We start from the raw sequence: 19441 nt of genomic DNA, 5'->3' as shown, positions 1-19441 counted from the left end.
CTTATTGTGTAAGCCATGCCCTAAGCGCCGAAGCGGCATGTGAAAAATCTCTTCTATATTATAAACTTAATTTGAAACTGTCACGCCTGCCGGCACTTCGTGATGATGGCGGCAGCGCGGCTCGTAGGCTTCTGATGCCCCTACCAGGATCGTCGGATCGTCGGAGCCAGCCGGTTTGCCGTCGATCAGGCGCTGCGTCCGGCTTGCAGGTGAACCGCATACGGTGCAGACAGCCTGCAATTTCGTAACTTGCTCGGCGACAGCCAAGAGGTCCGGCATCGGGCCAAACGGGCGTCCACGGAAATCCTGGTCAAGCCCCGCCACGATGACCCGGAAACCATGGTCTGCCAACTTCTGTACGTTCGTAATAATCTCATCGTCAAAAAACTGCGCTTCGTCAATTGCGATGACGTCGTATTCATCTGAAATGTAATTCCATAATTCCTCGGAATGCCCGATCGGCAATGCAATGACTTTGGTGCCGTTATGGGAAACGACTTCTTCTTCGCTATAGCGGTTGTCCAATTTCGGTTTGAATACTGCAATCTTCTGTTTTGCAAATTGCGCACGGCGCACCCGGCGGATCAGTTCCTCCGATTTCCCTGAAAACATGCTCCCGCAAATCAGCTCTACCCAGCCTGACTGTTTCATGACGTACATATAGTGAGACCCCTTTCAAACGCTTTTCATTATTTTAATCATACCTAAATTCGGCGGCGATTACTGCTATTTTTACATTATGTAAAAGGATTATCCGAGCAATAAACCAAAAAAATACCTGCCTCGCGTTTTCGCGCTTGGCAGGTATATTTTGATCTTACTTGGATACTTCTTCTTTGATGCCGTATTTTTTGTTGAAACGGTCTACGCGGCCGTCTGCAGCAGCAAATTTCTGGCGTCCAGTGTAGAATGGGTGGCACTCTGAGCAAAGCTCGACGTTGATGTTCTCTTTTACAGAGCCTGTAGTGAAGCTGTTGCCGCAAGAGCAAGTTACCGTTGCTTGTTTGTAATCTGGATGAATACCTGTTTTCATGTGTTTTTCTCCTCCCGCCCTGAACCATCTGGAACAGAGTTTATGATCTATTTTGCTATTGCCTTACATGGCTCTTTAGGCCATATATGCAATAGTCATGTATTGATTCACTTTCATAATCATATCAAATCCGGCTGCTGTTTGCAACTATTTAGATCATCTTTTTATTGCTGCGATGAGCTTTCAATTCATTGGCCAGCTGCTCGAAAAACTCTTCGTTTGTCTTGGTGCCGCTGAGTTTTTTCAGAAAGCGTTCCCCGAAATCCGGTGAATCGGAAAACGTTTTGCGGATGGCCCATAATTTGTCCAGCTGATCCGGCTGCAGCAAAAGTTCTTCTTTGCGCGTGCCGGAGCGGCGGATGTCAATCGCCGGGAAAATGCGCCGTTCTGCGAGGCTGCGGTCAAGATGCAGCTCCATATTGCCGGTGCCTTTGAATTCCTCGTAGATGACTTCATCCATGCGCGATCCGGTTTCAACCAATGCAGTGGCCAGGATTGTCAGGCTGCCGCCTTCTTCAATGTTGCGGGCTGCCCCGAAAAAGCGTTTCGGCCGGTGGAATGCTGCCGGATCGATCCCTCCTGACAGTGTACGGCCGCTTGGCGGAATGACCAAATTATATGCCCGCGCCAGTCGTGTGATCGAATCCATCAAGATGATGACGTCCCGTTTATGCTCCACCAGGCGCATCGCCCGTTCGAGGACGAGTTCCGCCACTTTCACGTGGTTTTCCGGCACTTCGTCAAACGTGGAGGATACGACGTCCGCATCCACCGAACGCTCGATATCCGTCACTTCTTCCGGACGCTCATCGATCAGCAACACAATCAATTCCGCTTCCGGATGGTTTGTCGTGATCGAATTGGCGATCTGCTTCAACAGCATCGTCTTGCCGGCTTTCGGCGGCGCGACAATCAGGCCGCGCTGGCCGAACCCGACAGGTGCAACCAAATCCATGATCCGGGTCGACAGCCGGTCCGGCGTCGTTTCCAGTTTGATGTGGCGGTCCGGGTAAAGCGGCGTAAGTCCCGGAAAATGGACCCGTTCCTTGGCCACTTCCGGGTCTTCGCCATTGACGGCTTCCACTTGCAGCAATCCGAAATACCGTTCATTCTCCTTCGGAGGCCGCACTTTCCCGGATACTTTATCGCCATTCCGCAAATCGAAGCGGCGGATCTGGGAAGCGGAAATGTAGATGTCCTGTGAGCTTGGCGAATAATTGATCGGGCGAAGGAAGCCGAAGCCTTCCGATTGGATGATTTCCAGGACGCCTTCCATAAAGAAGAAGCCTTCTTGCTCTGCGCGCGTTTTCAAGATGGCGAAAATCAATTCTTTCTTGCTCAATTTGCTGTAGTTCGTCAATTTATATTCTTTCGCCAAAGTGTACAGCTCTCTCAGCGTCATGTTTTCCAATGCGGAAATTGTTATTGTTGTCATTATGGGACACCACTCTTACTCATTTTTTAGGGTTAATTGTTTTGAGGATCATTCGTTGGATAGGTTAGGAAAGATCTTTAAAGAAGGAGCCCGGCATTCGCCGGACTCATTTTAGAAGTTGATCAATCGTTCATGACAAGATTCGGTTTCTTCTTCAAGCTGTGGCGCCCTTCAACAAAGCGGACAGTACCGGATTTTGCGCGCATGACCAATGTATGGCTTTCAGCGAATGAGCCTTTCAGCTGTACGCCGCGCAGCAATTCGCCGTCCGTTACGCCGGTTGCGGCAAAAATCGCGTCGTCCCCTTTGACCAGGTCTTCCATCTTCAGGACTTTGTTGACATCGATGCCCATATCTCTGCAGCGCTGCGCTTCCTCTTCGTTCTGCGGAAGCAGTTTGCCTTGGATTTCACCGCCGAGGCATTTCAATCCTACTGCTGCGATGACGCCTTCTGGCGCCCCGCCGATGCCGAAAAGGATGTCCACACCGGTTTTATCGAATGCCGTATTGATCGCACCGGCCACATCGCCATCATTGATCAGCTTGATGCGGGCTCCTGCCGCGCGGATCTGATCGATGATGTCTTTATGGCGCGGCCGGTCAAGGATTGTCGCTACCACATCTTCAATATCTTTGTTTTTCGCTTTGGCGACGGCACGCAGGTTTTCAATAACCGGTGCATTGATGTCGATTTTGCCAACTGATTCAGGGCCGACTGCAATTTTATCCATGTACATGTCCGGAGCATTCAACAGATTGCCGCGGTCTGCAATTGCCAGGACCGCAAGCGCGTTCCAGCCGCCGGCTGCGACGATGTTCGTCCCTTCAAGCGGGTCGACTGCAACATCCACTTCCGGCCCCTGCCCGGTTCCGAGCTCTTCGCCGATATAGAGCATCGGTGCTTCGTCCATTTCGCCTTCGCCGATGACGACCACTCCACGCATCGGAATGGTATCAAAAACAGTGCGCATGGCTGTCGTCGCAGCATCGTCCGCTTCGTTCTTCAGTCCGCGGCCCATCCATTTAGAAGAGGCGATCGCAGCCGCCTCCGTAATCCGAACCAGTTCCATTGATAAACTTCGTTCCATAATATCAGTTCCTCCCGTTCAGCTATAGGTCCATCTCTAAATAGTGTAGCATAATTCAAAAAGCCAAAAAGAAGTCAGTTTGTATTCGCGCCTTGCTCGGACTGGGAGCTGGCAACCGGATCCACCGTCTCGCGGCGGATGTCGGCGCCAAGGCCGCGCAGCTTCTGGACGATGTCCGAGTAGCCGCGTTCAATATGGTAGATTTCACGAATTTCCGTTTCCCCTTCAGCCAACAGGCCGGCAATCACCAATGCGGCGCCTGCCCGGAGGTCGGACGCGACAACTGTCGCTGCCGTCAGCGGCGTCGGGCCGGTGATGATCGCAGCGCGGCCTTCCACCCGTCCGCTGGCATTCATGCGGCGCAATTCGTCGATATGCTTGAAGCGGGCTGAATAGATCGTATCCGTGATCATGGAAGATCCGGTCGCCTGCGTCATCAAGACCGAGAACGGCTGCTGCAGATCGGTGGCGAAACCTGGGTAGACCAGGGTTTTCACGTCAATCGCATGCAATTGGTCCGGCTTCGGAATGTAGATTGATTCCTCGCCTTCCTGCACATCGACGCCCATTTCGCGAAGCTTCTCCGTCAGGGCTTCCATGTGGAACGGAATGACGTTGTCAATCGTGATGCCGTCGCCGATGGCTGCTGCCATGACCATGAATGTTCCGGCTTCGATGCGGTCCGGGATGATCGTATGGTTTGTGCCGTGAAGCTCTTCCACACCGTCAATGCGGATGACATTCGTCCCCGCACCCTTGATTTTAGCGCCCATATTCGTAAGAAGCGTAGCCACGTCGATGATTTCCGGTTCTTTCGCCGCGTTTTCAATGGTGGTCTGCCCTTTCGCCAGGACCGCCGCGAGCATGATATTGATTGTCGCGCCGACGCTGACTACGTCGAGATAGATTTTCGCGCCGCGCAGTTCATCTGCGCGCAGGTAGATGGCGCCGTGTTCATTCGTCACTTTGGCGCCCAGGGCTTCAAAGCCTTTGATGTGCTGGTCGATTGGACGAGGTCCAAGGAAACAGCCGCCGGGAAGCCCGATTGCCGCATGCTTGAAGCGTCCGAGCATCGCACCCATCATATAATAGGAAGCGCGCAATTTTTTCACATTGCCGTTCGGCAAAGGCATGTCGATCATATGGGTCGGATCGATGTTCATTGTTCCGCCTTCAAATGAGACTTCCCCGCCGATTTCTTCCAGGATATTCTTCAATGTCCAAACATCAGAGATTTCAGGCAAGCCTTCGATCTGCACTGGCGAGTTTGCCAGGATCGATGCGGGAATCAATGCCACCGCACTGTTTTTTGCCCCGTTCACTTTGATTGTGCCTGAAAGGCGCTTGCCGCCTTTTATTTTATAAACGTCCATCTAATTTCTCCTTTTTATCACTTTATCGGGCAAGGGGTTTCCTATGCCGTTAAAGTCCAATTGGTCAATTGGCGTCCACCAGAGCCAGGCGAAACTTATTTCGCCTCTTCTTCAACAGAGCGTTTTTCCCAATCTGCCAGGAATGCTTCGATTCCTTTATCTGTCAGTGGGTGCTTGAACATTTGCTGCATCACTTTGATCGGCATTGTGCCGATGTGCGCGCCGTTCAACGCTGCGTCTGTCACGTGTTGCGGGTGGCGGATCGAAGCGGCGATGATTTCCGTCTGGATATCATGGATCGCAAAGATTTCTGCAATCGTTGCAATCAGGTCCATGCCGTTATGGCCGATATCATCCAAACGTCCAAGGAACGGCGAAACGTATGAAGCGCCTGCACGTGCTGCAAGAAGTGCCTGGTTCGCGCTGAAGATCAACGTCACGTTGACTTTTGTGCCTTCTGACGCAAGGACTGAACATGCTTTCAAGCCGTCTGGCGTCATCGGCAATTTCACCGTGATGTTCGGTGCAAGTGCAGCCAATTCGCGGCCTTCTTTGATCATGCCTTCTGCATCAAGCGCAATGACTTCCCCGCTGATCGATCCGTCGACAAGTGCCGCGATTTCCTTCAAGCGGTCGTGGAATGAAACATTCTTCTCTTTCGCTACCAATGACGGGTTTGTCGTCACGCCGGAAAGGATGCCCCATGAATGTGCTTCTTTGATTTCTTCGAAGTTAGCTGTATCAATAAAAAATTTCATTGTGTTTTCCTCCTAGTTTGATGGAAAAAAGAGAAGACACCCATCGGACGCTTCTCTCTTTCATCCATTCTTTGTTTTATTAAGCTTTTCCTGAACTTCCGAATTCACGCATCTTGCCGATGACAGTTGCTTTGATCGCTTCGCGTGCCGGCGTCAAGTATTTGCGCGGGTCATACATTTCTGCATCTTTTGCCAATGCTTCACGGACCGCTTTCGCCGAAGCGATCTGGTTTTCCGTGTTCACGTTGATCTTTGCCGTCCCCAGTGCAACAGAACGCTGGATATCCTTTATAGGAATCCCGGTTCCGCCGTGCAGGACAAGCGGCACGTCGCAAAGCTGCGAAATTTCTTCCATTTCTTTAAAGCCAAGGTTCGGCTCGCCTTTGTACGGGCCGTGGACCGATCCAAGAGCCGGCGCTAGGCAGTCGATGCCCGATTCGTCGACAAGCTGCTTGCATTCCTGCGGATCGGCGTAAATGACGCCGTCTGCAATAACGTCGTCTTCCTGTCCGCCGACTGTGCCCAGTTCCGCTTCTACGGATACATTATTTTTATGTGCATATTCCACCACTTGTTTTGTGATTTCGATGTTCTCTTCAAACGGGTGATGCGATGCATCGATCATGACGGATGTGAATCCGGCATCGATCGCTTCTTTGCATTTCTCAAAGCTCGAACCGTGGTCCAGGTGAATGGCCACAGGAACAGTCGTTTTATAATCGTGCATCAAGCCCTTCACCATATGTACAACTGTGGTGAAGCCGCCCATGTAGCGGGCTGCGCCTTCTGATACGCCAAGAATGACAGGGGAGTTCTCCTCCTGTGCCGCCTGCAGAATCGCTTGAGTGAACTCAAGATTATTTAAATTGAATTGGCCGATTGCATAGCCTTCTTGTTTTCCTTTGATCATCATTTCTTTCATTGAAACTAACGGCATTCCTATTTCCTCCTCAGCAGTGGCTCTATCCAAATATCCTTTATACTATACCAAAAACCGCATGATTCCGCCACTTCGGGCATATATCAGTCTCTTAACATTTCCTTTACAGCATTGCGGATTTCAAAAACATCGAACGGTTTGGTGAAATAACAGCACGCCCCGTTGTCGATCGATTCCTCGATGACATCAAGTTCGCCGTAAGCGGTCATCATGATGACCCGGATGTCCTGCTGCAGCTTTTTCAGCCCCTTGAGAATCTCGATGCCGTCCATTCCGGGAATCTTCATGTCGAGCAGCACTATGTCAGGCGGCGTCTCCTCCGCTTGCTGCAGCGCCTGTTTCCCGTTCGCAGCCAGTAAGGTATGGAAGCCTTCCTTCTTGAATACTTCGTTCAATAATAAGCGTATGCCTGTCTGGTCATCAACGATCAGTATCGTGTGCAAAAGGCTTCATTCCTTCCTGTGTTTTCTTTCCATTTTACTAAATGCTGGCAAGTTATTCTACCATTGCCCATCTGGTATACTCATTAATATGAGGTGAGAAAAAATGAAAATGCTAATAACCCAACTGGCTGGCCTATTCCAGCGGATCTCGCAGCAGGAGGAGTCCATTGAAGAAACCGCCCGGCTGCTCGCCCAGGCGGCCATCGGCGAAGGCACGATCTTCCTCGCTGCCTTCGGCGAGATGAAAGCGGTCCTTCCCGTTGCGCTTGGAGGTTCTGAGCCGCTGCAAAGTGCGGCCGAATGGACGCCTGAAAGCATCGTCATGCCGGAAGACCGGGTATGGATCCTTGCCAAGCACGATGAAGCCGATGAATTGATCGGCCGGCTCAATGACGCCCACCTTCCGTTCGCCGTGCTCTTCGGCGAGGCGCGCGAAGGCGTCGAAGCCGATGCCTCCGTCTCGCTCGGCATCAAAAAAGGGCTGATCCCTTTGGACGACGGCAGCCGGGCCGTGTATCCCTATGCCATCGGTGCGCTGTATGTCTACCACGCAATCAAACTGGCGATCGATGAAATGCTCGCAGAGTGAGATTGAACAAAAAGCCTTTCCTGAAAACGGAAAGGCTTTTTTTCTTTGTGTATGTTATTCGCCGAGTGATGCGCGGACGAATTCTCTGAATAAAGGCTGCGGACGCGTCGGGCGCGAGATGAATTCCGGGTGGAATTGGCAAGCGACAAACCATGGGTGGTTTTCAAGCTCGATGATTTCCACAAGACGGCCATCCGGGCTCGTTCCTGAGAACTTGAATCCGGCTGCTTCGAATTGCTCGCGGTACTCGTTGTTGAACTCGTAGCGGTGGCGGTGGCGTTCGTACACCAATTCTTCGCCGTATGCTTCGTGCGCTTTCGAACCCCGCTCCAATTTCGCCGGGTATAGGCCCAGGCGAAGGGTGCCGCCAAGGTCTTCGATGTCTTTTTGTTCCGGCAGCAAGTCGATGACCGGATAAGGCGTCTTCGGCTCCAATTCCGAAGAATGTGCGCCTTTCATGTCCATGATGCTGCGGGCGAACTCGACAGAAGCGAGCTGCATCCCTAGGCAGATGCCGAAGAACGGCACATTGTTTTCGCGCGCGAATTGCGTCGCGGCAATCTTGCCTTCCACGCCGCGGTCACCGAATCCGCCAGGGATCAGGATGCCGTCGACGTTTTTCAATTGCTCGGCAACGTTCTCTGCATTGATGTATTCTGCGTTGATCCATTCCACTTCGATTTCTGCGTCGAACGCGAAGCCTGCGTGCTTCAACGCTTCTACGACCGAAATGTAGGCGTCCTGAAGTTCAACGTATTTCCCGACAAGGCCGATGCGGACCGTTTTCGACAACGATTTCACTTTGTCGACAAGTTGGTTCCATTCCGTCATGTCCGCTTGCGGCGCTTCGATGCCGAAATGGTCAAGAACGATCTGGTCCATGTTCTGCTCCTGCAGGCGAAGCGGCATTTCGTAGATCACGTCAACGTCGCGCGACTCGATCACTTCTTCCGCTTTGATATCGCAGAACAACGCGATTTTGTCTTTCATTTCCTGCGGCACCGGATATTCCGTACGGACAACGATCAAGTTCGGCTGGATGCCGAGGCTGCGCAATTCTTTCACGCTGTGCTGGGTCGGTTTTGTTTTCATTTCTTTTGCAGCGCCAAGGTACGGGATGAGCGTACAGTGGATGTACATGACATCGTCGCGGCCAAGGTCCGACTTCATCTGGCGGATCGCTTCAAGGAATGGCAGCGATTCGATATCGCCGACCGTTCCGCCGATTTCCGTGATGACCACGTCAGCCTGAGCTGTTTTCGCTGCGCGAAGGAGGCGGTCTTTGATTTCATTGGTGATGTGCGGGATGACTTGGACCGTTCCGCCCAAGTAGTCGCCGCGGCGCTCTTTTTGGATTACTGTCGAATAGACTTTCCCCGTCGTCACATTCGAGTATTTATTTAAATTGATGTCGATGAAACGCTCATAATGGCCAAGGTCCAGATCCGTCTCTGCGCCGTCGTCCGTCACGTAGACTTCCCCGTGCTGGTAAGGGCTCATCGTGCCCGGGTCAATGTTGATGTATGGATCGAATTTCTGGATTGTCACTTTCAATCCTCTGTTTTTCAATAATCGCCCGAGTGATGCGGCGGTGATCCCTTTGCCAAGTGATGATACCACACCACCGGTCACAAAAATATACTTTGTCATGCTCATTTCCTCCTTCAATGGTAAAAATAAAAAGCGCCCCGCCTGCATGGTGCAGAGGGAGCGCGTAAACTGTACAGATCATTTCTCCTTTTTAAGGAGCCCAGTAAAATCTTATCCAGTCTTGCCTCTTAAGTCAAGGTAAAAAAATGTTCAGACTACTTGAGGTCATCTTCCAAGTCGTCATCTTCGTCTTCTTCGTCATCGATGATGTTGCCGTCCATATCTTCCACCAGCACGTCGACATCTTCCTCATCGTCGTCGTCCACGTCGAAGTCCAGGACTTCCACTTCCGGCGTTTTCAGGATGTCGTCCTCTTCATCGACACGGATGCCGACTACGTCATCATCGTCATCGTCATCTTCATCATCTTCGTCGAAATCGTCGAATTCCAATTCGTCCTCATGTTCGAGGTCCAAATCGTCGAAATCGTCTTCTTCTTGAGTCTTCGCTTTTTTCTTGCGCACTTTGACCGTCGGAGCAGATTCTTCTTCAATCTGTTCCACCGGATACCATTCGCGGAGGCCCCAGCGGTTTTCGCCAAGAATCAGGAAGCGGCCGTCGATGTTCAGGTCTGTGTAGAACTGAACAAGGCGTGCTTTCATGTCTTCTTTGGACAAGCCCAGCAAGTTTTCGATTTCCGCAACCAACTCGCTATACGTTCTTGTTTCGTGCGTCTCTTCCAGCATTGCATATGTCAAGTCGACAAACGACTCTTCGATCAGTTCATCTCTTGATAATTCACGTAATTTCAAACTGTGCACGTCCCTTCTCTATCATTAACTCCATTCATTATATACAAAGTTGTTGCGCTCCGCTACCGTGTTTTCTTTTTTCTGCTCCGAACTTGCGTCCAAGCGAAAAAAAACAAGTAAAACGACAAGATCAAGAACGGAATCGATCCTAGCGCTTTATTGTAAAGAAAGAAAGTCAACACGATGCAAAGGGTAATGATGATGTAGTGCACGTATTTCGGCATGGGCGATCGTCCTTTGTGAATTCTTCTGTGCATTCTTTTCTATTATACAGATTTTGGTGCTGCAAAGCGACTTGCTTGGCGCGTGATCTGCCGAACGAGCGTAAAGAACGATTTGCCTTCTAAAACCTCCTCCACCTTCTTCAATCAGCGGCTCCCCTTGCAAAAACGAAAAAAATCGCTTGCGGCACTTACGCAAGCGATTTTCTCTTCTACTTTCAACTCTTACAGTGTTTCGGATTACTTATATACTTGAACAAGTAATCTTTCATTTTCGATATTACTGCTAACTAAGTGAAGTAATCAGCTTTCAAAGAACTATACCAGCGCCGGCGCGCCTACGGGCTGGGCGAAGCTATGAGACGAGTGTTCTTCTCGGCTCATTGCGGGAGCCAAGGTGGTGCCAGGCACTTTCAGCAGCGCCTTTGCGACGAGCTTGCGCAGGAGCAATCGTCTTTGCTCTGCCCAGAGCGCCGAAGCGGTTAATACAAGCCTACTTTCAACCTTACATATTCCGGCGATACTGTCCGCCGACTTCGTACAAGGCGGTTGTGATTTGGCCTAGACTTGCGACTTTCACGGTTTCCATCAATTCTTCGAAGATGTTGCCGCCGGTTTTCGCTACGTGTTTCAGGCGGGCCAAAGCTTCGTCTGATGCGTTGCGTTCCTGGAAAGCGCGCAAGTTGGCGATTTGTGTTTCTTTTTCTTCCTTCGTCGCACGTGCGATTTCCATCGCATTGATGTCGTCGTCCGATTGCGGGTTCGGGTTCAAATACGTGTTGACGCCGATGATCGGCAGTTCGCCCGTATGTTTCTTCATTTCGTAGAACATCGACTCTTCCTGGATCTTGCCGCGCTGGTATTGCGTTTCCATCGCGCCAAGCACGCCGCCTCGGTCGTTGATGCGGTCGAATTCCGCAAGCACTGCTTCTTCGACGAGCTGCGTCATTTCTTCGATGATGAACGCGCCTTGCAGCGGGTTCTCGTTTTTCGACAAGCCGTGCTCTTTTGTGATGATCATCTGGATGGCCATCGCACGTCTTACGGATTCCTCCGTCGGCGTCGTGATGGCTTCGTCGTAGGCGTTCGTGTGAAGCGAGTTGCAGTTGTCCTGAAGCGCCATCAACGCCTGCAGCGTTGTGCGGATGTCGTTAAAGTCGATTTCCTGGGCGTGCAAGCTGCGTCCGGAAGTCTGGACATGGTACTTCAGTTTCTGGCTGCGCTCGTTCGCGCCGTATTTATCGCGCATGACAATTGCCCAAATGCGGCGTGCCACACGGCCGATGACCGTATATTCCGGATCCAGGCCGTTCGAGAAGAAGAACGAAAGGTTCGGTGCGAAGTCATCGATGTTCATGCCGCGGCTCAAGTAGTACTCCACGTACGTGAAACCGTTCGACAAAGTGAACGCCAATTGCGAAATCGGGTTCGCACCCGCTTCGGCAATATGGTAGCCCGAAATCGATACAGAATAGTAGTTGCGGACTTTGTGGTCGATAAAGTACTGCTGAATATCGCCCATCATGCGAAGTGCGAATTCCGTCGAGAAGATGCACGTGTTCTGCCCTTGGTCTTCCTTCAGAATGTCAGCTTGTACGGTACCGCGTACAACTTGCAGCGTGGATTCGCGCACTTCCGTAAATTCCTCAAGCGTCAACGGACGGCCGAATTTCTCTTCATTGATTTTCACTTGCTGGTCGATTGCCGTGTTCATGAACATCGCCAGGATGATCGGTGCCGGCCCGTTGATCGTCATCGAAACCGATGTCGACGGCGCGCACAGGTCAAATCCTGCATATAGTTTCTTCATGTCATCCAGCGTACAGATCGATACGCCCGACTCGCCGACTTTCCCGTAAATGTCCGGACGGTGATCCGGATCTTCGCCGTAAAGCGTTACGGAATCAAACGCGGTCGATAAACGTTTTGCATCATCGTCTTTTGACAAATAATGAAATCTCCGGTTTGTACGTTCCGGCGTTCCTTCGCCTGCAAACTGGCGCTTCGGATCTTCCCCTTCGCGTTTGAACGGGAATACTCCAGCAGTGTATGGGAATGAACCCGGAACGTTCTCTAAAAGAACCCATTTCAAGATTTCGCCGTAATCTTCGAATTTCGGCAGTACGACACGCGGAATCTTCAATCCGGAAAGACTTTCTGTACGCAGAATAGTGCGGATTTCCTTGTCACGGACCGTAGTGACAAATTCATCGCCCGTATAAGCTTCTTTCAGTGTTTTCCAGTTTTCCAGAATGCGTTTGGATTCAGCGGTCAATTCTTCGCGTACGCCATAAGCGAGCGATTGAAGTGAAGCGACCAACGCATCGTCCGGGGCTTTTTCTTTGACCGCTTCGATTGCGCCTTCAAGCTGGAACAACCGGCGTGCAAAAGCAGCCTGCTCTTTCGCTTTCGTGTGATAACCGCGCACTGCATCGGTGATTTCGCGCAAATAATAGCGGCGGTCGTTCGGGATGATCAAGTTCTCTTTCTGGGTTTTGACGAATTGTTCGTAATCCGTTGTCCATTCCGTGCCGCATTTTTCATTGACCGTATGGACAAGCGCAGCGAACAGCGAGTTGGTGCCTTTGTCATTGAACTGGCTCGCAATGGTGCCGAATACCGGCATTGAGTCCAGGTCCTTATCCCATAGCAGATGGCTGCGCTGGAATTGCTTCTGTACTTGGCGCAGTGCGTCTTCCGAACCTTTGCGTTCGAATTTATTGATGACGATCAGGTCTGCATAATCGATCATGTCGATTTTCTCAAGCTGCGATGGCGCACCGAATTCGCTTGTCATGACGTACATCGAGACGTCGGAGAAGTTCGCAATTTCCGCATCCCCTTGGCCGATCCCGCTTGTTTCGACGACAATCAGATCAAAATCTGCCGCTTTCACAACATCGAGCACATCGCCGAGCGCACCGGACAGTTCCGTGCGCGAACCGCGGGTTGCCAAGCTTCTCATGAATACGCGCTTGTTGAAGATGGCGTTCATGCGGATGCGGTCGCCAAGAAGCGCGCCGCCTGTCTTCTGTTTGGTCGGGTCGATCGAAAGGATCGCGATTTTCTTGTCCGGCAGTTCAGACAGGAAGCGGCGGATCAATTCATCCGTCAGCGAGCTCTTGCCCGCTCCGCCTGTTCCGGTGATTCCGAGGACCGGCGTGTTTTTCGTCTGTGCACGGGCCGCGGCAAGCAGCTCATCCGTATCGGTGTCCCGCGTATGGGCTTCTTCCGCTGCAGTGATCAAGTTCGCAAGTGCGACCGGGTTGTCAGCTGTAATGTTTTCAAGCGGCAAGTCTTCTTTCACCGTCGAGAAATCGCATTCTTCCACGATTTCCTGGATCATGCCCTGGAGGCCTTTTTTGCGGCCGTCTTCAGGCGAGAAAATGCCGGCGATGCCGTAGTCATGCAATTCTTTGATTTCCCTCGGCATGATGACGCCTCCGCCTCCACCGTAAATGCGGATGTGGCCTGCGCCTCTTTCCTGGAGGAGGTCGTACATATACTTGAAGTATTCCATGTGGCCGCCCTGGTAAGATGAAATGCAGATTCCCTGGACATCTTCCTGGATTGCCGCGTTCACCACTTCTTCTACAGACCGGTTGTGGCCTAGATGGATGACTTCCGCTCCTGCCGCCTGCAAAATGCGGCGCATGATATTGATGGACGCGTCATGGCCGTCAAACAAACTGGACGCAGTGACAAAACGGACATGGTTTTTCGGCTTGTAGGCCTTTTCTTCTTGAACTGTTGCCATAATCTATTGGACCCCCTGTATCGTGATTTTTTCCCCTGCCATCCCCTGCAGCAGAAATTGCGTTTGCGTTTTGATGAATTCTTCAATGGTGTAATCGCGGAGCGCCCAGCGCCGGAACGCCCACATCTGCCCTTGGACAAATAAATGATGGGCGGCCAGCGTAATTTCCTTCGGCTCCAAATTCAGCTCGCCGTTTTCCGCGCAATCCTTCAAAAGGCGCTCGAACAGCGACACCATTTCCATTTCCTTGTTAAGCACATATTGCAGCGCATCTTTCGGCAGCGACTTCGATTCCTGGTACATGACGACGAATTCGTCCTGCATGTCATCGATCAAGCCGTAATAATGCTCGATTGCTGTGACGAGCACGTTCAATGATCCTTTTTCGATATCGAGCGTCTCGAGACGCGCATGCACTTCGTCGTAGATCGAGTCACAGACCAAGTACAGCACATCTTCTTTCGTCCGGATGTATTCATAAAGCGTGCCGATACTGAAGCCGGATGCTTTTGCTATTTCCCTTGTCGTCGTCCGATGAAAGCCCTTCTCTTTAAAAAGCGTGACAGCGCCCCGGATCATCTGCGCCCGGCGCTTTGCAATCAGGCTTTCGTCTTTCACAGAGGACTGGACTTCGCGCTTTTTATTCATGGGCCGAACCTCCGGTTGTTATTTCGTGACCATACGGGAAATGACCAGACGCTGGATTTCCTGTGTGCCTTCATAGATTTGAGTGATTTTCGCATCGCGCATATAGCGTTCCACCGGGTAGTCTTTTGTATAGCCGTAGCCGCCGAATACCTGAACCGCTTCGACAGTGACTTTCATCGCTGTATCGCCGGCCATCAATTTCGCCATCGCTGATTCTTTGCTGTAAGAAAGTTTGTTTGATTCCAACCAAGCTGCCTGGTATGTCAGAAGGCGTGAAGCTTCAATCGAAGTCGCCATGTCCGCCAATTTGAATGAAATCCCCTGGTTTGCAGCAATCGGCTTGCCGAACTGCTCGCGCTCTTTCGCGTAAGTGACAGATGCATCCAATGCGCCTTGTGCGATTCCGACAGCCTGTGCTGCGATTCCGTTGCGTCCGCCGTCAAGCGTCTGCATTGCGATCTTGAAGCCTTGGCCAAGTTCGCCCAAGACGTTCTCTTTCGGCACGCGGCAGTTGTCGAAGATGATTTCAGTTGTCGGGCTTGAACGGATCCCGAGCTTCTTCTCTTTTTTGCCGACCGAGAAGCCTTCGAAGTCTTTCTCGACGATGAATGCAGTGGTGCCTTTATGTTTCGATTCCGGATCGGTTACTGCAAAAACGATATAGATGTCTGCAATGCCGCCGTTTGTAATGAAGATTTTCGAGCCATTCAAGATGTAATGGTCGCCGTCTTCTTTCGCGTTCGTTTTCATGCCTCCAGCGTCCGAACCGGATTGCGGTTCAGTCAGTCCGTATGCACCGATTTTCGTGCCTTCCGCCATCGGGCGAAGGTATTTCTGTTTCTGCTCTTCCGTTCCGAATGTGTATACCGGCCATCCTGCAAGAGATGTGTGAGCTGAAAGCGTTACGCCTGTTGATGCACAAACGCGTGACAATTCTTCCACCGCGATGCAGTAGGCCAAATAATCAGAGCCGATTCCGCCGTATTCTTCCGGCCACGGAATGCCTGTCAGGCCAAGTTCAGCCATCTTGTCGAAGATTTCGCGGTCGAAGCGTTCTTCCTCGTCGCGCTCTTCTGCAGTCGGCGCCACTTCTTTATTGGCAAAATCGCGTACCATTTTGCGGATCATTTCATGTTCTTCGCTTAATTGAAAGTTCATTTTCTAATTCCTCCAGTTAGGTTAGATGTTTAATGATATCCCGCAAAACGGCTGCGCTTTGCTGCGGGCTTGTGCCGAGCTAACTCGGGCTAGACGCCCGAGTGGATCTCTGCACTTCGCTATCCCGCGGCAGTCTCCGCCGCTTTGCTCCATATCAAAATAAGTAATAATTAATTCTACTCTTTAATAGAGTTGTTTATTTTGTCAATTGCTTGCTGATGACCATTCGTTGGATTTCGCTTGTGCCTTCGTAGATTTCCGTGATTTTCGCGTCGCGGAATAATCTTTCTACCGGATAGTCTTCCGTGTAACCGTAGCCGCCGAATACTTGGACCGCTTCGATTGCCACGTCCATCGCCGCTTTTGAAGCGAACAATTTCGCAATTGACGCTTCTTTATTGCAATCCTTGCCGCGCGCGTAAAGGTCAGCTGCATTGTAGACAAGCAGTTTCGCTGCTTCGACTTGCGTTGCCATGTCCGCCAGCTTGAATCCGATGCCTTGCTGCTGGGCAATCGGTTTGCCGAACTGGACGCGCTCTTTCGCGTAGGCCACCGCATAATCATAGGCCGCTTCGGCGATGCCGAGCGCCTGGGCAGCGATGCCGATGCGTCCGACGTTCAAGTTGGCCATGGCGATGCTGAAGCCTTTATTCTCCTGGCCGAGCAGGTTTTCAGCCGGCACTTTCATGTTGTCGAACGTCAATTGGACTGTGCGTGAACCATGAAGGCCCATTTTCTTTTCGTCTTTGCCGACGATCAAGCCTGGAAAATCCTTTTCAACAATAAAAGCGGAGATGCCGCGTGAGCCTGCTTCCGGCTTTGTCGAAGCGAAAACGATGTATGTATCGGCTTCGCCTCCGTTGGTGATGAACACTTTCGAGCCATTCAATACGTAATGGTCGCCTTGAAGAACGGCTTTGGTCTTCAGGCTTGCCGCATCCGATCCGGCTGACGGTTCCGTTAAAGCGAATGCACCCAGGTATTCGCCGGATGCAAGCTTCGGCACGTATTTCTGGATCTGTTCTTCTGAACCGAAATTCAAAATCGGGTTTGTGCCGACCGACGTATGGACCGAAAGAATAACGCCAATCACAGCGCTGACTTTGGACAATTCGTGGATGGCGATAATATAAGAAGTGAAGTCCATTTCAGAGCCGCCCCATTTCTCAGGAGCTGTGATGCCCATCAAGCCAAGTTCTGCCATTTTCTTCAGGATTTCCCTCGGGAAATGCCCTTCTTCCATCTGTTCGATATAAGGCGAGATTTCTTCTTTCGCGAAATCGCGCACCATGTTTCTCATCATCAATTGTTCTTCTGTGAATCTCAGATCCATTGCGGGGTTCCTCCTAAAATTAGCTGTACTCGTAGAATCCACGGCCGGTTTTCTTGCCGAGCCATCCAGCTTTTACGTATTGGCGCAAGAGCGGGCTTGGGCGGTATTTGCTGTCGCCAAAACCGTCGTGCAGCACTTCCATGATGTAGAGGCAAGTATCCAGGCCAATAAAATCAGCTAATTGCAGAGGCCCCATCGGATGGTTCATGCCGAGGCGCATAATATCGTCAATCGCTTCTTTTGTCGCGACACCTTCTTGCAGCGTGAAAATCGCTTCGTTGATCATCGGCATCAGGATGCGGTTAGAAACAAATCCAGGGAAGTCATTGCATTCCACCGGTGTTTTCGAAAGTTTCAACGTCATTTCTTCAACGGTTTTATAAACTTCATCCGTTGTTGCAAGTCCGCGGATGATTTCCACCAGCTTCATTACCGGCACCGGATTCATGAAGTGCATGCCGATGACCTGTTCCGGACGGTTGGTCGCCGCTGCGATTTCCGTAATCGGAAGTGAAGATGTGTTCGAAGCAAGAATTGCATGTTTCGGTGCCACTTCGTCTAAAGTTTTGAAGATGCTGTGTTTGATTTCCATGTTTTCGACAGCCGCTTCGATGATGATGTCGGCATCATGCGCATCTTCCAAATCGAGCGATGGCGTAATGCGGCCGAGGATCGCCGTTTTCTCTTCTTCCGTCAGACGCCCTTTTTCCACATTGCGGGACAAGTTTTTCGTGATGTTGCCCAGTCCGCGGTCGAACGCTTCCTGCTTCATATCGTTCAATTTCACATTGAATCCTGCTTGTGCACACACTTGGGCGATGCCGGATCCCATTTGCCCGGCACCGATCACCATTACGTTTTGAATCGCCATTGTCAGTTTGCCTCCTGTTTTGGAACTTCGATCATGATTGCATCGCCTTGTCCGCCTCCTGAGCAGATGGCCGCAATGCCGATGCCGCCTCCGCGGCGTTTCAATTCATATGCCAGAGTCAGGATGATGCGCGCTCCGCTTGCACCGATTGGATGCCCAAGCGCCACCGAACCGCCGTTGACGTTCACTTTTTCAGCGTCCAGATTCGCAATTTGCGAGCTTGCTAGCGCTACTGCAGCAAATGCCTCGTTAATTTCCACCAAGTCGATATCGTCCAATGATTTGCCGGTTTTCTTCAATAATTCATTGATGACAATTCCGGGTGTTTCCGGGAAACGGTTTGGCTCGATTGCGACTTCCGTATGCGCAAGAATCGTAGCCAGGACGTTCTTGCCTTCTTTTTGGGCGCGTTCTTGGCTCATCAGGACAAGAGCTGCTGCTCCGTCGTTGATGCCTGGTGCATTTCCGGCTGTAATCGTGCCATCTTTGCCGAATGCCGGCTTCAGTTTCGCCAATGCTTCGATGGTTGAATTCGCGCGCGGCGCCTCATCAGTGTCCACTGTAATCGGATCGCCTTTGCGCTGCGGAATCTCGATCGCGACGATTTCTTCTGCAAACAAATCTTTCGCATTTATCGCGCGCTCGTGTGAACGGGCCGACCATTCGTCCTGTGCTTCACGCGTCAGCGAGAACGCTTCAGCCGTCGAGTTGCCGTAGTTGCCCATGTGGACTTTATCCGGATGGAAAGAGCAAGACAAACCGTCGTGCACCATGCCGTCAATTACTTGGGCATCGCCCATGCGAAGGCCCCAGCGTGCTTTCGGCAGATAATACGGTGCGTTCGACATCGACTCCATGCCGCCTGCCACGATGACTTCTTCATCTCCTAAGCGGATGATCTGGTCAGCGAGCGTGATAGCACGCATGCCCGATGCACAGACTTTATTGATCGTTTCGGATTTGACGTTGTATGGAATCCCCGCTTTTTTCGCCGCTTGGCGTGAAGGGATCTGCCCTTGCCCTGCCTGGAGAACGTTCCCCATAATGACTTCCTGTACGTCTTCCGGCTGGATGCCCGCGCGGCTCATCGCTGCTTTGATGGCTTCCGCGCCAAGTTCGCTCGCAGTCAGCGTACTCAAATTCCCTCCGAATTTCCCAAATGCTGTACGTGCCCCGTCAAGAATAACTGTTTTTGCCATGATCTTTTTCCTCCTTGTTTGTAAACGTTTTCAAAGCTGAGTAAAAAAATTATGCGGTGTTTCATTGATCCTAGTTTGAGAAGATTGGATGGCTGCAGATAAATTCTCCGAATCGCAGATAAAGTGTTCAGATTCGCAGATAAATTATTGAAATCGCGGACAAATCTTCAGAATCGCTGATAAGTTGCTCCAA

General features: G+C 51.2%; 17 protein-coding genes. 1 reads left to right on the top strand and 16 read right to left on the bottom strand.

Annotated elements, in window-relative coordinates; translation table 11 throughout:
- Positions 1 to 66: 66 nt before the first annotated feature.
- From ACTL32_RS00545 to ACTL32_RS00510, 8 genes are all read right to left on the bottom strand, one after another.
- A complete protein-coding gene (locus ACTL32_RS00545; RefSeq protein ID WP_441339645.1) occupies positions 67 to 660 on the bottom strand; it encodes a thymidine kinase in 594 nt (197 codons plus the stop codon).
- Positions 661 to 817: 157 nt separating this feature from the next.
- Complete coding sequence (gene rpmE / locus ACTL32_RS00540) at positions 818 to 1033, bottom strand: 50S ribosomal protein L31 (RefSeq protein WP_441339644.1); 216 nt, start codon at positions 1031 to 1033, stop codon at positions 818 to 820.
- Between the two features lie 151 nt (positions 1034 to 1184).
- Entirely contained in the window at positions 1185 to 2468 is a 1284-nt protein-coding gene (gene rho, locus ACTL32_RS00535) for a transcription termination factor Rho (RefSeq protein WP_204891077.1), read from the bottom strand.
- Positions 2469 to 2590: 122 nt separating this feature from the next.
- Positions 2591 to 3556 carry a class II fructose-bisphosphatase gene (gene glpX, locus ACTL32_RS00530; RefSeq protein WP_441339643.1) on the bottom strand — a complete coding sequence of 322 codons (966 nt, stop codon included), beginning with the start codon at positions 3554 to 3556 and terminating at the stop codon, positions 2591 to 2593.
- Positions 3557 to 3630: 74 nt separating this feature from the next.
- Positions 3631 to 4929 carry a UDP-N-acetylglucosamine 1-carboxyvinyltransferase gene (locus tag ACTL32_RS00525; protein ID WP_441339642.1) on the bottom strand — a complete coding sequence of 433 codons (1299 nt, stop codon included), beginning with the start codon at positions 4927 to 4929 and terminating at the stop codon, positions 3631 to 3633.
- 95 nt (positions 4930 to 5024) lie between these two features.
- Complete coding sequence (gene fsa, locus ACTL32_RS00520) at positions 5025 to 5687, bottom strand: fructose-6-phosphate aldolase (protein ID WP_441339640.1); 663 nt, start codon at positions 5685 to 5687, stop codon at positions 5025 to 5027.
- Positions 5688 to 5766: 79 nt separating this feature from the next.
- Entirely contained in the window at positions 5767 to 6624 is an 858-nt protein-coding gene (locus ACTL32_RS00515; protein WP_441339639.1) for a class II fructose-bisphosphate aldolase, read from the bottom strand.
- A gap of 86 nt (positions 6625 to 6710) precedes the next feature.
- Positions 6711 to 7070 carry a response regulator gene (locus tag ACTL32_RS00510; protein ID WP_441339638.1) on the bottom strand — a complete coding sequence of 120 codons (360 nt, stop codon included), beginning with the start codon at positions 7068 to 7070 and terminating at the stop codon, positions 6711 to 6713.
- A 103-nt stretch (positions 7071 to 7173) separates the two neighbouring features.
- Between ACTL32_RS00510 and ACTL32_RS00505 the strand changes: the two genes are divergently transcribed.
- Complete coding sequence (locus tag ACTL32_RS00505; protein WP_441339637.1) at positions 7174 to 7659, top strand: DUF2529 family protein; 486 nt, start codon at positions 7174 to 7176, stop codon at positions 7657 to 7659.
- A gap of 54 nt (positions 7660 to 7713) precedes the next feature.
- On the opposite strand, the gene ACTL32_RS00500 is transcribed toward ACTL32_RS00505, so the two are convergent.
- The 8 genes from ACTL32_RS00500 to ACTL32_RS00465 form a co-directional block, all read right to left on the bottom strand.
- Positions 7714 to 9309, bottom strand: coding sequence for a CTP synthase (locus ACTL32_RS00500; RefSeq protein ID WP_441339636.1), 1596 nt, complete (start codon positions 9307 to 9309; stop codon positions 7714 to 7716).
- Positions 9310 to 9464: 155 nt separating this feature from the next.
- Positions 9465 to 10061, bottom strand: a complete 597-nt coding sequence (gene rpoE, locus ACTL32_RS00495) for a DNA-directed RNA polymerase subunit delta (RefSeq protein WP_441339635.1) — start codon at positions 10059 to 10061, stop codon at positions 9465 to 9467.
- A gap of 726 nt (positions 10062 to 10787) precedes the next feature.
- Complete coding sequence (icmF, locus tag ACTL32_RS00490; RefSeq protein WP_441339634.1) at positions 10788 to 14039, bottom strand: fused isobutyryl-CoA mutase/GTPase IcmF; 3252 nt, start codon at positions 14037 to 14039, stop codon at positions 10788 to 10790.
- Positions 14040 to 14042: 3 nt separating this feature from the next.
- Entirely contained in the window at positions 14043 to 14687 is a 645-nt protein-coding gene (locus tag ACTL32_RS00485) for a TetR/AcrR family transcriptional regulator (RefSeq protein WP_441339633.1), read from the bottom strand.
- 18 nt (positions 14688 to 14705) lie between these two features.
- Positions 14706 to 15845 (bottom strand): acyl-CoA dehydrogenase, encoded by a 1140-nt coding sequence (locus ACTL32_RS00480; protein WP_441339632.1) that lies wholly within the window; start codon positions 15843 to 15845, stop codon positions 14706 to 14708.
- A 196-nt stretch (positions 15846 to 16041) separates the two neighbouring features.
- Positions 16042 to 17178 (bottom strand): acyl-CoA dehydrogenase, encoded by a 1137-nt coding sequence (locus ACTL32_RS00475; RefSeq protein WP_441339631.1) that lies wholly within the window; start codon positions 17176 to 17178, stop codon positions 16042 to 16044.
- Positions 17179 to 17197: 19 nt separating this feature from the next.
- Positions 17198 to 18049 carry a 3-hydroxybutyryl-CoA dehydrogenase gene (locus tag ACTL32_RS00470; RefSeq protein ID WP_441339630.1) on the bottom strand — a complete coding sequence of 284 codons (852 nt, stop codon included), beginning with the start codon at positions 18047 to 18049 and terminating at the stop codon, positions 17198 to 17200.
- Between the two features lie 2 nt (positions 18050 to 18051).
- Positions 18052 to 19248 carry an acetyl-CoA C-acetyltransferase gene (locus tag ACTL32_RS00465; RefSeq protein ID WP_441339629.1) on the bottom strand — a complete coding sequence of 399 codons (1197 nt, stop codon included), beginning with the start codon at positions 19246 to 19248 and terminating at the stop codon, positions 18052 to 18054.
- Between the last annotated feature and the right edge of the window lie 193 nt (positions 19249 to 19441).

This window comes from Planococcus sp. FY231025 (genome assembly GCF_052078085.1).
Taxonomy (GTDB): Bacteria; Bacillota; Bacilli; order Bacillales_A; family Planococcaceae; genus Planococcus.
The sequence above is the reverse complement of the archived record's forward strand: the minus strand, read 5'-3'. Positions and strand labels throughout refer to the sequence as shown.